General features: G+C 60.2%; 12 protein-coding genes. 1 reads left to right on the forward strand and 11 read right to left on the reverse strand.

Going from position 1 to position 14,993, the window contains the following annotated elements; genetic code table 11:
• Positions 1-340: 340 nt before the first annotated feature.
• The 4 genes from JEM67_RS23010 to tkt form a co-directional block, all read right to left on the reverse strand.
• Complete coding sequence (locus JEM67_RS23010) at positions 341-1,411, reverse strand: ABC transporter ATP-binding protein (RefSeq protein ID WP_013814423.1); 1,071 nt, start codon at positions 1,409-1,411, stop codon at positions 341-343.
• Complete coding sequence (locus JEM67_RS23015) at positions 1,404-3,173, reverse strand: ABC transporter permease (RefSeq protein ID WP_199637940.1); 1,770 nt, start codon at positions 3,171-3,173, stop codon at positions 1,404-1,406. The genes JEM67_RS23010 and JEM67_RS23015 overlap by 8 nt, the downstream gene beginning before the upstream one ends.
• 78 nt (positions 3,174-3,251) lie before the next feature.
• Positions 3,252-4,340: an ABC transporter substrate-binding protein gene (locus JEM67_RS23020; protein WP_013814425.1), complete on the reverse strand. Its 1,089-nt coding sequence runs from the start codon at positions 4,338-4,340 to the stop codon at positions 3,252-3,254.
• A 194-nt stretch (positions 4,341-4,534) separates the two neighbouring features.
• A complete protein-coding gene (gene tkt, locus JEM67_RS23025) occupies positions 4,535-6,529 on the reverse strand; it encodes a transketolase (protein ID WP_426406336.1) in 1,995 nt (664 codons plus the stop codon).
• 238 nt (positions 6,530-6,767) lie between these two features.
• Between tkt and JEM67_RS23030 the strand changes: the two genes are divergently transcribed.
• Complete coding sequence (locus JEM67_RS23030) at positions 6,768-7,520, forward strand: M48 family metallopeptidase (RefSeq protein WP_004947785.1); 753 nt, start codon at positions 6,768-6,770, stop codon at positions 7,518-7,520.
• A gap of 38 nt (positions 7,521-7,558) precedes the next feature.
• On the opposite strand, the gene JEM67_RS23035 is transcribed toward JEM67_RS23030, so the two are convergent.
• The 7 genes from JEM67_RS23035 to JEM67_RS23065 are packed head-to-tail and all read right to left on the reverse strand — an operon-like array spanning position 7,559 to position 14,974.
• Positions 7,559-9,199, reverse strand: coding sequence for a thiamine pyrophosphate-binding protein (locus JEM67_RS23035; RefSeq protein WP_199638450.1), 1,641 nt, complete (start codon positions 9,197-9,199; stop codon positions 7,559-7,561).
• Between the two features lie 51 nt (positions 9,200-9,250).
• On the reverse strand, positions 9,251-10,720 hold the full coding sequence (locus JEM67_RS23040; protein WP_199638365.1) for an aldehyde dehydrogenase: 1,470 nt from the start codon (positions 10,718-10,720) through the stop codon (positions 9,251-9,253).
• A 16-nt stretch (positions 10,721-10,736) separates the two neighbouring features.
• On the reverse strand, positions 10,737-11,531 hold the full coding sequence (locus JEM67_RS23045; protein ID WP_199638366.1) for an aspartate dehydrogenase: 795 nt from the start codon (positions 11,529-11,531) through the stop codon (positions 10,737-10,739).
• 17 nt (positions 11,532-11,548) lie between these two features.
• The gene (locus JEM67_RS23050) at positions 11,549-12,343 is read right to left on the reverse strand and encodes an SDR family oxidoreductase (protein ID WP_063200546.1); all 795 of its coding nucleotides are present in this window, start codon (positions 12,341-12,343) and stop codon (positions 11,549-11,551) included.
• A complete protein-coding gene (locus JEM67_RS23055; protein ID WP_199638368.1) occupies positions 12,340-13,158 on the reverse strand; it encodes an alpha/beta fold hydrolase in 819 nt (272 codons plus the stop codon). The genes JEM67_RS23050 and JEM67_RS23055 overlap by 4 nt, the downstream gene beginning before the upstream one ends.
• Entirely contained in the window at positions 13,158-13,682 is a 525-nt protein-coding gene (locus JEM67_RS23060; RefSeq protein WP_013814434.1) for a cupin domain-containing protein, read from the reverse strand. Before JEM67_RS23060 ends, JEM67_RS23055 begins: the two co-directional genes overlap by 1 nt.
• 29 nt (positions 13,683-13,711) lie before the next feature.
• Positions 13,712-14,974: an MFS transporter gene (locus tag JEM67_RS23065; RefSeq protein WP_199638369.1), complete on the reverse strand. Its 1,263-nt coding sequence runs from the start codon at positions 14,972-14,974 to the stop codon at positions 13,712-13,714.
• Positions 14,975-14,993: the final 19 nt, after the last annotated feature.

The following is a 14,993-nucleotide window of genomic DNA, read 5'->3' on the forward strand; positions in this document are numbered from 1 at the left end:
TGGCTGGTTATCTGACTAACCTGCATAGAGTAGTGTATCGCACCGCCTGCTGTGAATCGCCGCGTAACATTATTCCTTTCTGCCGGCGGATCTTCACCGGCGTCACTCGGGCATTTCTGCGAGATACTGCCACAACTGAAACGCTTCAGCCGAGCATAAACCAAAGTTTTGCCAAAAGGAACAGGTGCAGCAAGCCGGGGGGCAACGCGAGAGGGTTTTGCGAGAATAAGATGATCTAGCGCACACTTTTGACTTAAGGCGGCGCCAAAGCCTGACGATGAAACACTCAACTTTTAGCCAGCCGACCGCCCCCTCATCGCAGGGGGCGGTCATGCCGATATTACTCTTTGGGGAAAATCCACAGGTGCTCTGCCGGCAACGATAACCTGCACAGCGCCTGCCCGCGAACCTCGCTGCCATAGGCACGCACCACAAAATCCTCGGCCACCGTGCGGAACAGATATTCCCAACGATCGCCAAGATACATGCTGGTCAGCAGAGGCAGTTCAAGTTGGTTGCCCTGCTGATCGTCCCCCAGGCGCACGCGTTCAACACGGATCACCGCCGTCCCCTCTGCGCCGGCTTTTACCCCCGCGCCTGCCATGCCCCACAACGCCCAGTCTTTACCTTCGATGCGTGCTTTACCGTCACTCACCTCAGTAACCTTGCCGTACAGGCGATTATTGCTGCCCATAAACTCGGCGGTAAACAGGGTCGAAGGTGAACCGTACATTTCCTGCGGTGTACCTTGCTGTTCGATTTTCCCGTTGTTGAGCAGCAAAATACGGTCGGAAATCGCCATCGCCTCATTCTGATCGTGGGTCACCATCAACGCCGACAGGCCAAGCTTGATAATCAACTCGCGCAGAAACACCCTCGCCTCTTCACGCAGCTTGGCATCCAGGTTAGACAAGGGTTCATCCAGCAGGATCACCGGCGGGTTGTACACCAGCGCCCGGCCAATCGCCACGCGCTGTTGCTGGCCGCCGGAAAGCTGGTGCGGATGGCGTTTGCCCAACGCTCCCAGCCCAAGCTGATCGAGCACGCCCTGCACCCGCTGGCTAATTTCCGCCGAGGCGACTTTGCGTAATTTCAGCGGGTAGGCAACGTTCTCAAACACGGTTTTATGCGGCCATAACGCGTAAGACTGGAACACCAGCCCGAGGTTGCGCTCTTCGGCCGGGATCTCACTGCGCGAAGCGCCATCGTATACCCTATTGCTGCCGATGATAATGCAGCCCTGCGTCGGCTTTTCCAGCCCGGCGACCGCACGCAGCAACGTGGTTTTGCCACTGCCCGACGGGCCCAGCAGCGAAACCACTTCACCCCGTTTCAACTGCATCGAAACGCCTTTCAGCACCGGGTTGTCGCCGTAGGTCAAATGCAGATTATCTACCGAAAGTTCAATCATGTAATTTCACTCCAAAGCGCAGGGCGATACCCAGACCCAACACCACCAACAGGATGTTGATAAAGGAGAGCGCCGCAACGATATCAATGGCGCCCGCCGCCCACAGCGAAACCAGCATCGATCCTATGGTTTCCGTGCCCGGAGAAAGCAGATACACCCCGGTGGAATACTCGCGTTCAAAAATCAGGAACATTAACAGCCACGAACCAATCAGGCCGTAACGCGACAGCGGAATGGTGACGTGTCGGGTGATCTGGCCACGGGTCGCACCGGCGCTGCGCGCCGCTTCTTCCAGTTCGGGGCCAACCTGCAACAACGTGGAGGAAATCAGCCGCAGACCGTAGGCCATCCATACCACGGTATAGGCCAGCCAAACGCTGAAGATGGTGCTGCGCAAGGAACGCAACCAGACGATCAGGTTCTCCCGCAACCACTCGGCCACCGGCAACGCCGACAGCCAGCCCTCTTTCAGCGATTTATCCAGCCACATCGGCAGGAACAGGAATACCCACAGGAAAGCCAGACCGGCCAGCAGGCCCGGCACCGCTCGCGGCACCAGCACGCTGTAGTCGAGGAAACGGGTCGCGCCGTCGGGTTTACGGTGCATGGCGATGCCGATAAACAGGTAGCAAACCACCGCCAGCGCGCCACCGAGCACCCCAATCGCCATTGAGTTGACAATCGCCCGCAGCAGGTTGGGTTGCTGCCAGATGGTGCGGAAAGTATTGAGCGACAGTTCGTCCCAGATGGAAACGCCCACGCCCCAATTGGAGATAAAGGCGCGCAATACCACACCCACCAGCGGTACGCCGATGGTGACCGTCAGCCAGAACACCACCACGGCACCGGCGACCCAGCGCCATTTACCCAGCGGCAGCGCGCGAGCCTGCGAAGCCTTGCCTTTGACGGTAACGAAACGGTTGGCGGTGCGCATCAGACGGCGCTGCAACATCACCAACGGAATGGTGATGCAGATCAGCACCACCGCCACCGCCGCCATCAAATGGTAAGACGGCGTACCCAGCTTATTGGTCAGTTGATACAGATAGGTCGCCAGCACCAGGTTGCCTTCCGGGTCGCCCAGCACCAGCATCAGGCCAAACACTTCCAGCCCAAGGAAGAACAGCAGCACGCCGGCATAAAGAATGGACGGCCGCACCATCGGCAAACTGACGGCGGTCATCACCTGCAAGGGCGAGGCCCCCGCCGTGCGCGCCGCTTCTTCCACGTCGGAGCCTACGCTGCGCAGCGCCGAAGAAATGTACAGATAGGCGTGGGGCACATGCGTCAGCCCGGCGATGACCACGATGCTGGACATCGAGTAGATATTCCACGGCACGAAGCCCAGCAGCGCCTCCGCCCACAGCGAGAAAAAACCCACCGGCCCGGCGGCCACCACGTAGCCAAACCCCAGCACCATCGGGGAGACAAAGATCGGCACCAGGATCAGCGGCTCAATGAAGCGGCGGCCGGGCAAATCGGTTCTGACCATCAAAAAGGCCAGAATGCCCCCCAGCGGAATGGCGATCACCACCAGCCCGAAAGCCAGAATAAAACCGCTTTTCAGCGCCTTGTAAAAGTCGGGGTCGGTAAAAATAAACTGAAACGCCTCAAGGCTGAACACCTTGGACGGGGAGAAAAAGGGGGCCGAGAGGAAACTTTGAATCACGATAAACGACAGCGGTACATAGATAACCAATGCGGTTATCAACACCACCAAGCCGCGTGGCAGGCTTTGCCACTTTCTACGCCATGCTTCCATAAAATATCCCAATGGTTGTAAACGACGACGACCAAAGGGCGCGCGCCGACGTGGCAGACGCGCGTCCGGATCCGGTTATTATTTTGCCGCGGCGGTACGCCACTGCTTGATATAATCCAGGCGTTTGGCCGGCTGCAGATACTCCAACAGGCTCTCATCCACCGGGATAGGTTTCAGCGCGTTACCAAGCATTTTGGTCATGCCTTCAATGTCGTTCTTGCCTTCGATGTCATTGCGGATGGAAGGAATGTCCGCCTGATTGGCAAGTATGCTTTGGCCCTTTTCCGACAGCACGTAGTTAAGCCACAGTTTCGCTGCGTTAGCGTTGGCAGCCTCTTTGCTGATAAAGGACACGCGCGACAGCACCAGCGTGTAATCCTTCGGATAAGAAATACCGAGCGAAGGGTCGGTTTTGGCGCGGGCCTCGGCATAAGAACCCAGAATGTTGAAACCGATCAGGTTCTCACCGGATGACACCCTTTCCATCATGGTACCGGTTGAGGACTGCACCGCCAGGCCGCCTTTGGCTACGTCAGCCAGGGTAGCGAAATAGTGCGGATCGGCCTTGGAGTCCTGTACCGACAACATGAAACCCAGCCCTGACTTTTCGATGTCATAGGTGGTGACTTTCTTTTTGAACTTGTCGGTCTGGCTGGCGATCAATTTTGCCAGTGCGGCGTGTGAGTCCGGTACGTCACCCTGCGGGATCAGCCGTTTGTTATAGATGAATACCACCGGCTCATAGGTGGTGCCGTAGGCCTTCTCTTTCCAGACCGCCCATTTCGGCAATTGACCCTGTTCCGGCGAGGCGTACTCCTGCGCGTAGTCGGTCGCCAGTTTCAGCGCGGTGTCCATCGACGAACTCCAGACCACGTCGCCGCTGGTGCCGCCCGCCGCCTGTTCGCTGATGTAGCGGTTGTATAATTCGGTGCTGTTCATGTCGTTGTATTCGACTTTCACGCCCGGATACAGCGCTTCGAACCCCTGAATCAGCGGACCGGCAGCTTTGGTGTCGGTAGTGGAATACACCACAACCTTGCCTTCTTTCTTCGCGCCATCGACTATTTTCTGATAGTCAGCCGGATAGCCTGCCGGGAAGTCGGCATAGGCAGGCGCCGCCCCCAGTACCGCGATCGCAACCACAGACGCACTGATTCTTGTCAACATGATCAACTCCTGGTTACATTTAAGAAACTAAAAATTAACATATAGTTAATCCTCGTTCTTAAGCAACGCCGTTGATTTTTTATCTTCGTGTTTTGTGAGGTTGGGCGATTTTTGGGCAATAAAAAGCCCGGCAACTTTGCCGGGCCTGGCGTCATCATGTTCAGGGCGCGGCCTGCGCCTCCCCCTGCCGTGACTTACTTCAGCAGCGCCTGTGCCCTGGCCACCACGTTGTCCACGGTGAAACCGAACTCTTTGAACAGCTGGTCTGCCGGGGCCGACTCGCCGAAGCTGGTCATACCCACAATGGCGCCGTTCAGGCCCACATACTTGTACCAGTAATCCGCGATACCCGCTTCCACCGCCACGCGCGCCGATACTGCCGCCGGCAGCACCGATTCACGGTAGGCCGCATCCTGCTTGTCGAACGCGTCCGTCGACGGCATCGACACCACGCGCACTTTCGTGCCCGCTGCACTCAGCTTGTCTGCCGCGTCCACCGTGATGCCCACTTCCGAACCGGTCGCAATCAAAATCACGTCCGGCGTGCCCGCGCAGTCTTTCAGCACGTAGCCGCCGCGGTACACGTTCGCCAGTTGTTCGGCGTTACGCGGCTGCTGAGTCAGGTTCTGGCGCGAGAAAATCAGCGTGGTCGGGCCGTCGTTGCGCTCGATGCCGTACTGCCAGGCAATCGCCGATTCCACCTGGTCACACGGGCGCCAGGTGCTCATGTTCGGGGTCACGCGCAGGCTGGCGATTTGCTCGACCGGCTGGTGCGTCGGGCCGTCTTCGCCCAGACCGATGGAGTCGTGGGTGTAAACGAACACGTTGCGGATTTTCATCAGCGCCGCCATGCGCACCGCGTTACGGGCGTATTCCACGAACATCAGGAAGGTCGCGGAGTACGGCAGGAAACCGCCGTGCAGCGCGATGCCGTTGGTGATGGCGGTCATGCCGAACTCGCGCACGCCGTAGTGGATGTAGTTGCCCGCCAGGTCTTCATTGAGCGGTTTAGAGCCGGACCACATCGTCAGGTTGCTTGGCGCCAGGTCGGCCGAGCCGCCGAGGAATTCCGGCAGCACCTTGCCGAAGGCTTCCAGCGCGTTTTGCGACGCTTTGCGGCTGGCGATGTTGGCCGGGTTGGCCTGCAGCTGTTCGACGAATTTCTGCGCGTCGGCTTTCCAGTTGGCCGGCAGTTCGCCGTTCACGCGGCGGGTGAATTCGGCAGCCAGTTCCGGGAAGGCCTTGGCGTAGGCGGCGAACTTGTCGTTCCAGGCAGACTCTTTGGCCTGGCCGGCTTCTTTGGCGTCCCACTGGGCATAGATGTCCTGCGGGATTTCAAAGGCGGCGTATTTCCAGCCCAGGGCTTCGCGGGTGGCGGCCACTTCGGCGGCGCCCAGCGCAGCGCCGTGCACGTCGTGGGTACCGGCCTTGTTCGGGGAACCGAAACCAATCACGGTCTTGCACATCAGCAGGGACGGCTTGTCGGTGACCTTGCGGGCTTCTTCAATGGCCGCCTTGATGGCGTCCGGGTTGTGGCCGTCGACGTGGCGCACCACGTGCCAGCCGTAGGCTTCGAAGCGCTCGGCGGTGTCGTCGGTGAACCAGCCTTCCACGTGACCGTCGATGGAGATGCCGTTGTCATCGTAGAACGCGGTCAGTTTGCCGAGCTTGAGGGTACCGGCCAGCGAACAGACTTCGTGGGAGATGCCTTCCATCATGCAGCCGTCACCCATAAAGGCGTAGGTGTGGTGGTCGACGATGTCATGGCCCGGGCGGTTGAACTGCGCGCCCAGGGTACGTTCGGCAATGGCGAACCCGACGGCGTTGGCGATGCCCTGGCCCAGCGGGCCGGTGGTGGTTTCGACGCCAGGGGTGTAGCCGTACTCGGGGTGGCCCGGGGTTTTGGAATGCAGCTGACGGAAGTTTTCCAACTCGCTCATCGGCAGGTCGTAGCCGGTGAGGTGCAGCAGGCTGTAAATCAACATGGAGCCGTGGCCATTGGACAGCACGAAGCGGTCGCGGTCAGCCCAGTGCGGGTTGGTCGGGTTGTGGTTCATGTAGTCGCGCCACAGGACTTCGGCGATGTCCGCCATGCCCATAGGTGCGCCCGGATGGCCGGAATTTGCTTTTTGGACGGCGTCCATGCTGAGTGCGCGGATGGCGTTGGCAAGCTCTTTACGAGAGGACATGTTTTACTCCAGGTCGGATTAAAAAATCGGTCAAGTTTTCTATTTTCTCAGACTCAGCATTAAAACGGCAATCCCTAATGCCAAATGAGAGCGAGTTCACAACTTATTAGCACGATCGGGCGTTTTTTCGGAATAACACTATTCTCCCGATTGCTGACGTACACTAGTCTCGTGCGACAAGATTTCCCCTAAACTACGCTCGCACTATCCCTTGTTACTCTCACAGGAAGATGGCCTTATGAAGATTCGTACCTCTTTGATTGCATTAAGCATTGCCACCTTGGTAAGCGGCTGTCAAAACCTGAATACCGATACGCTGATGCAGTCTGGGGCGCAGGCGTTTCAGGCAGCAACGCTGAGCAATGACGACGTAAAAACCCTGAGTGTTAAATCCTGCGCAGAGATGGACAGCAAGGCACAAATCGCGCCAGCCGACAGCACCTACGCCAAACGTCTGAACAAAATCGCGGCGGCGCTGGGAGATAATATCAACGGCACGCCGGCCAACTACAAGGTTTACGTTACCAAAGACGTGAACGCCTGGGCGATGGCCAACGGCTGTATCCGCGTTTACAGCGGGCTGATGGACATGATGACCGACAACGAAGTGGAAGGCGTGCTGGGCCATGAAATGGGCCACGTGGCGCTGGGCCATACCCGCAAGGCGATGCAGGTCGCTTACGGCACCGTGGCGCTGCGCACTGCGGCATCCTCAACCGGCGGCATCATAGGTTCGCTGTCGCAATCGCAACTGGCGGATGTGGGCGAAAAACTGGTTAACGCCCAGTTCTCGCAGAAACAGGAAAGCGAAGCGGACGATTATTCGTTCGATCTGTTGAAAAAACGCGGCATCGATCCTAACGGCCTGGTGACCAGCTTTGAAAAGCTGGCGAAAATGGAAGCCGGTCGTCAAAGCAGCATGTTCGACGATCACCCGGCCTCTGAAGAACGCGCTCAGCATATCCGCGATCGCATCGCGGCAGGCAAGTAAACCTCAATGCCCGGCGTCCGCCGGGCATTTTTTATCTCTTAATATAATGACTTCTGCGGCGGCCCGGCGAAGGTCAGCGGCCCAATACTGTTCATATCCACCTCCACCACCGACGGCCCCGGATAGTTAATCGCTTCCGCCAGCACGCCCTTGAACTGCGCCGCACTGTCCACCTTCCAGGCCTTCAGCCCCATCGCCTCGGCGACCAGCGTAAACGCCGGGGTATGCAGCTCGTTGTAATATTGGCGGCCGGCAAAGTATTTATCCTGAATGCCGCGCATCACGCCATACCCGCCGTCGTTCATGATAAGCAGCGTAATATTGGCCTGCTCCTGCGCCATCGTCGCCAGTTCTCCCAGCCCCAGCGCCAGCCCGCCGTCGCCCACCAGCCCAACCACCTTGCGCTGCGGGTTAGCGATCGCGGTGCCGATCGCCATCGGCAGGCCCATGCCGATCGCCCCGGCCAACGAGTGAATGTTACACAGCGGCGCCAAAGCGCGGAACAAACGGCTACCCCATACGCTGCCGGACACGGTGATATCACGCACCAACAGCCCATCCTGCGGTAGCGCAGCGGCAATGGCGTCGTTCAGTTTGGCGTATTCTCCCGACTGCTCGCGCAACGCGCTTTCCGCCTGTCGCACCGCAGAGGCGATCTCGGCATCCCAGTCGGCATTCACCTTCTCGCACGGGCTCAACCGGGTGGCCAGCGCGTTAAGCAATACGGCGCAGTCGCCGTTGATTTGCTCATCGGCCAGATAGTTGCGGTTGCCCGCCGCCGGATCGATATCAATCTGTACCAGCGGGCGCGGCAGCGGCAACGTCCAGGTGCGAGTTTCGTTGCTGCGCAGGCGCGAACCGGCCACCAGCGTCAGATCGCACTGCGTCAGGATCGCCTCAATGCTCGGCGAATTATGGAAAGCACGCAGGCTGCGCGGATGGCTGTCCGGCAGAATGCCGCGTCCGTGGGTGCTGGAGATCACCGCCACCCCGGCGTCGGCCAGCTTGCGCACCGCATCGCCACAGGCAAGCGCCCCGCCCCCCAGCCACAACAGCGGCCGTTTGGCACTTTTCACCCGCTGATACAGACGTTCTACCGCCTCATCATCCGCCGGCGGCAGCGGCGCGGGCGCTAACGGCCGGCTCAGCACCGAACGGGATACCAGGCTGCTTTGAATATCGATCGGGATCTCTACCGCCACCGGGCCGCAAGGCAGGGTCTGCGCATCCAGGATCGCCCGCTGGATCACCGCCACCGCCTGCTCCGGGGAATTAACCCGGTAAGCGCGCTTGGAACAGGCGCGCAGGAAACCGAGCTGATCGCGGGTTTCATGAATAAACCCGGCATCGGCGTCCAGCCAGGCTTTTTCCACCTGGCCGGTAATGTGCAGCAGCGGCGTGTTGGCGTTTAACGCCTCGATCATCGCACCGACCGCATTGCCGGCGCCCGCGCCGGTGCTGGTCAGCGCCACGCCCAGGCCGGAAAAGCGCCCGTGGGCATCGGCCATGGTGACCGCCCCCGCTTCGCCGCGTGCCGGTACGAAGCGGATTTTTCCGCGCTGCCCCACTGCATCGGCAATCGGCAGATTGTGGATCGAAATGATGCCGTACATCGCCGACACCTCGTATTGCTCCAGCGTCCGGGCTATCGCTTCACCAACCGTTATTTTATCGCTCATCATCTGCCTTCTCATTGTGTTCGTTGTAGGGGTACGCACCGTCGACCAAAGCTAATCGCTCCAGCGGTTCACCTGATGGTTCAGCGCCAGGTACAAGCTTTTCTGCTGCATGTAGGCTTTGATGCCGTGCAGACCCTTTTCGCGGCCCAGACCGCTCTCTTTGAAACCGCCGAAAGGCGTAGAAATAGAAAAAGTTTTGTAGGTATTGATCCACACCGTGCCGGTTTCCAATTGTTCCGCCAGCGCCATTGCCCGCGGGAAGTCGCGGCTCCAGATCCCGGCTGCCAAGCCGTACACCGAATCATTGGCCTGTTCGATCAACTGCTGTTCATCGTCGAACGGCAGCGCCACCAGCACCGGGCCAAAAATCTCTTCCTGACAAGCGCGGGCGCTGTTGCTCAACCCGTCGATAATCGTCGGCAGGTAATAGCTGCCGCCCGCCAGCAGCGGATCGGCCGGAGCTTCGCCGCCAATCACGACCCGGCCGCCCTCTTGCTGCGCCAGCGCCACATAATCCGCCACGCTCTGGCGATGCTTATCGTTAATCAGCGGACCAAGATGCACCCCCGGCGTCAGCGGGTTGCCCACCCGCAATCCCGCCGCCAGTTCACTCAAGCGCGCCAGCAGCGGCTGGTACAACGAACGCTGTACAAACAGCCGCGAACCGGCGATGCACGCCTGCCCGGCTGAGCTGAAAATGCCGTAACAAATCCCGCGCGCCGCCTGTTCCAGATCGGCGTCTTCCAACACGATGGTCGGCGACTTGCCGCCCAGTTCCAGCGAGGTGGGGATCAATTTTTCAGCGGCAATATGCGCCAGATGGCGGCCGGTACTGGTGCCGCCGGTAAAGGAGATCTTTTTCACTAACGGGTGACGCGCCAGCGCTTCACCAATCACCGAGCCTTTGCCCGGCAGTACGCTGAGCAGCCCGGCAGGCAGCCCTGCCTGTTCGAACAACTCCGCCAGTTTTAGCGCCATCAGCGGCGTGGCTTCGGCCGGCTTGAGGATCACCGCGTTGCCCGCTGCCAGCGCCGGGGCCACCTTTTGCATTTCACTGGCAATGGGCGAGTTCCACGGCGTGATGGCGGCGATAACGCCCATCGGCTGATACTGGCTCAGGGTCATCACTTCGGCGCTGCGCTGGGTGGGCAGCTCGCCCTCCAGCACTTCGCAGGCGGCGGCGAAATAACGGGCAGTGGCTGCCGCGCTGGCCACCAGACCACGGGTTTCCGCCAACGGCTTGCCGTTGTCGCGGGTTTGCAACTGCGCCAGCTGTTCCTGCTGCGCCAGAATCAGGTTGCTGACGCGATAGAGGATCGAGGCGCGCTGGTGCGGCACCAGCCCGCGCCACTCGGGGGCGCGCCAGGCACGCTCCGCCGCTTCCACCGCCTCATTCACGTCCTCAACGCTGGCGGCATTCAGCCGCGCATTGATGCTGCCGTCGGCCGGGAATACCGAGGCCATTTCATCGCCCCGGCCTTCGCACCAGCGCCCGGCCACAAAAATCTTTAACTTTTCCATGCTCTGCTCCTGCCGTTCAGGCAATAAAGCCACCGTCGATCAGACGGCGACAGGCTTGTACCGCACTCAGCGCCGCCAGGGTTGATGTCTTGGGATTGCTCGCCAGCGGGTTGCCGCTCAGCTCAATATGAAACTCACCGAAGCTGCCGCACACCTGCAGCCGGTGAGTATTGCGCCGGGTGTGCGGATCGACCTGCAATCGTACCCGCGTAGCGTCCATGCCCAGCCCGTTCAGCGCGATGGTCGCCGCCACGTTGGCATTAGCCGGAAACAGCCGCGCCGCTTCGCGTGCCGACCCTTCAAAGAACACCCGCGCCTCGCTGACCGTATCGAGGTCGATCAGTTTTTCCGCCAGGCTACCGCGCCAACTGGCGGGGCTTTTACTGGCCTGATAGGTGACGCTGTCCAGCCCGCCCTCGCGCGCCGACGCCAACCCGTCCATCCCCGCCACCGCACCGGACAGCACGATCACCCTCCCCTGATATTGCCGCCCGGCCTGTTGCAACCTGAGCTGCAGCGCCGCATCCGCCAGCGCACCGGTAGAGATCACCGCCAACGACCATCCGCGTTTCACCACCGCCTCGCCAAACTCCGCCACCGCCTGCTGGCTGGCGCACTCCAGCACCAGATCCGGCTGCCCGGTACAGTGATCCGGGTGCGTCAAAGCCTGCACTTTGCCGTCGAAAGCGCTATCGATAGCCGCATGATGGGCCGCGCGTGCCACAATCCAGCCGACGCAGACGCCCTCCGGCAAGCGGGAAAGCACTTCTTTCGCCATCGCGCCGTAGCCAATCATCATGATGTTCTTCATTTTTCAGCTCCCAGCCATTACAGGTGGCGGTTAAATCCGCCGGAGACGTCGAGCGCCGCGCCGGTGGTAAAGGACGCTAACGGCGAGGCAAGGAACAGCAACGCCCGCGCCGGTTCCTGCGGCTTACCGAGGCGTTTCATCGGAATGCCGCGCCGTTCGGCGATCGCCGCCGTCCATTGTTCCCAGCTTTGATCCTTGTCGCTGCGCTCCTCGAAACGCCGCCGCCACTGGCCGGACTCGACCATGCCCAGCAGAATCGAATTAACGCGAATGCCCTTCGCCACCAGCTCTTTCGACAGCGTCAGCGTCAGGTTTAACAGCGCGGCGCGCGCCGCCGAGGTGGCGATCATGTGTTCTTCCGGCTGCAGCGCCAGCAGCGAATTCACGCAGGTGATTGAGGCAATGTCCGAGCGCTCCAGAGCCGGTAGAAACGCCTGCACCGGGTTAATCACGCCGAACAGCTTCAGCTCAGCCTCATGCAGCCAGGCGGTGCGCGGCGTTTGGTCAAAGTGGGCGACGAATCCCTGGCCGGCGTTATTGATCAACAGATCAACGCCGCCGAAGTGTGTGGCCACCCGTTCAGCGAACTGCGCCACCTGCTGCTCATCGAGCACGTCGCAGCACAGCGCCAGCACTTGCGCCTGCGGGAATTCATTACGCAGGCTGGCTTCGGCACCGGCCAGTTTGTCCGCATTGCGGCCGCAAAACGCCACCTTCGCCCCTTCCGCCAACAGCAGACGCAGGGTTTCGAAGCCAATGCCCGACGAGCCGCCGGTGACGACCGCGACCCGATCCTCAAGCTGAAAATTCATGGTTGAATTGCTCCCGTAAAATCCTGCAGATAGCGGTTAAACAGCGCAGGCGCCTCGAGGTAGCTGGCATGCCCTGCGCCGTCAATCAGGCGCAGCGGCGCGTCATGCTGTTGCGCCAGCCTCGCAGCCGCCTCGGAGGGCGTGATGCGGTCTTTATCACCGCACCACACTTCCAGCGGGCCGCGATAACGCGTCAAATAGCGGCCGATATCCTCGTTGGCCAGCATCCAGGCGGCGCTGAGGAAACCCTCAGGATCGAGCTGCTGCATGCCATTGCGCACCCAGGCGATATCCTGTTCCGACGCCTCGTCACTCAGCAGCGCAGCCGCCCGCTGTTCGCCGTAGCCCAGCGGCCCCAGCGTTTCAATCATCTGTTTGCGCTGGCCGTAAACCTGCCGGCGTTTTTCCTCAGGCGCCGTGGCATAGCCCTGTGCGGGGTCCGCCAACACCAGCCCGCACAACCCGTCCGGATAACCTGCGGCATAGGCGCTGGCGATCAATGCTCCGAGCGAGTGGCCAACAATCAGCGGCTGCTCCAGTCCCAGCTCAGCCACCAGCGCAGCCAACGCAGCGGCATAGGCGGCAGCGTCCGGCTCGGCGGAGGCCAGCGGCAGGCTGCCGCCATAGCCGGGAGCGTCCCAGGCCAGCAGACGGTGGCCGTCGGTCAATCCAGCGTCGTTAAACTGCTTGATCCACGAAGCTGAACCGGAGCTGATACCGTGCAGCAACACCACGGGTCGGCCCTGTCCCGCTTCGCGCCAACTGAGGGAATACCCCCCGCAGCGCCGCTGCTGACGTTGTGCCAGGCCGTTCATCAGTTACGCTTCACTTTGGATAACGGGTGATCGGCCGGGTAGGTCGGCGTTTCCGGTTTGGCCGTGCCAAGCATCACGCACATCAGCGCCTCTTCCTCACCGTGGTTGAACAACCCACGGTAGACACCGGCCGGTACCGAGATCAGATCACGCTCTTTCAGCTTGGTTTCGTAGTATTCCGTGCCGTCCTGGATCATCAGCGTGATGCTGCCTTTCAGCATAAAGAACACCTCTTCCACATCATCGTGCAGGTGCAGCGGCCCTTCGCATTTTGACGGCAGCACCATGGTGGAGAAGGTGAAGTTGCCCGCAGGAATGGTGTTGGTGTCGTTAACCACCCCGGTAGCACCGGTGCCGATGTAACGCATCTGCGCACGACGGTATTTCGGGTCGTAGTCGGCCTGGAACTTCAACGCGTTCCAGTCATATTTACGGCCTTCAAAGCGGGCGATACGTGATTCCACCCAATTCTCTATCGACTGTTCCTGCGGCTTGACGCCGGCTTGTTTCTCAACCTGGGACATGTTGTTACTCCTCTATAGCCATAGATAAATCAGTATTTTTTCAGCAACGGCAGCAGGATGATGCAGCCGATGAAAGCCATCACCACCAGGAACAGCAGGCCGTTATCCATGTTGCCGCTGGCGGCGATCAGCGCCCCCATCAGCACCGGCGCCAGCGCGCCGGCAAAATTGCCCAATCCGTTAAAAATACCGCCTGCGGTGGCGCTGACCTTGCTGCTGGTCGCTTTCGCCAGCAGCGCAAAGATGTTCGGTGCGCCGGCGCCCCACATAAAGGTGCTGAAGGCCATCGCGGCAATCACGCTGTAAGTGCCCTGCAGATGCAGTACCACGGCCAGCCCCAGCCCGGCGCCGCACAGTGAGATAAAACAGGCCAGCGCGCGACGATCCAGCTTGTCCGACAGCCAGGCACCGACCACCTCGCCAAGCAGCATGGCGATAAACGGTAATGATGACAGGTAACCAGCGTGTTCCAGATGGATGCCTTTCCCCTTGATCAGGTAGCTGGGCAGCCAGCCGTTCATCCCCCACAGGTAGGTCAGGAAGGCGATGTTAAACAGGCAAATCATCCAGAAATGCGGATTGCGCAAAAGTTCCCGGCGCTGCTGTTTACGCTCTACCGCCACAGGTTGTGCATCGGTTTTGGCCGCCGGGCGCGCCACGTTCAGATGACGCATGCCAAACAGCACCAACAGCATCACCGGCAACGTCAGAAACGCCATAAAGAAGAAGGTGGTCTGCCAATCGAAGGTGTTGAGGATATACAGCGTGACCGGAAAACCGAGTGCAGCCCCCAGCGGCGTGCCAAGCAGCCATAACATGGTCGCTCGCGCCTGCAAGCGCTGTGGGAAAGCCTGGCGGATAATGGCGTACGCCATCGGCAGCAGTGGCCCTTCCGCGATGCCGAGCAGGATGCGCAGCGTCATCATGGTGTGATAAGAACGGGACAACCCCATCAACACCATCAGCACGCCCCACACCACCATCATGCCGATCAGCACCTTAACCGGATTCAGACGGTCGCCAATGCCGCTCAACAGCATGGAAGATATGCCGTAAGAGAACAAAAATGCACTCATCAGCAAGCCGAGCCGAGCCGGATCAAAACTGATGCCCAGCGCCTGCTGGAACTCGCTGTCGGAAAACAGCGCCGCAATGCTGATCTTGTCGAAAAATGCCAGCAGGACGCAGGCGAACAGCGCGATCGGCACCGACCAGCGCACCCGCTGTTGCGGATTTTCGGCAACGGCATCCCCCACCCGTCCAGCGTGGGCGTCAATGTCTTGCGTAGTCATGAAACGCTCCCGAGGTTCG

The organism is Serratia sp. PAMC26656, from assembly GCF_016469055.2.
GTDB lineage: Bacteria > Pseudomonadota > Gammaproteobacteria > Enterobacterales > Enterobacteriaceae > Serratia > Serratia plymuthica.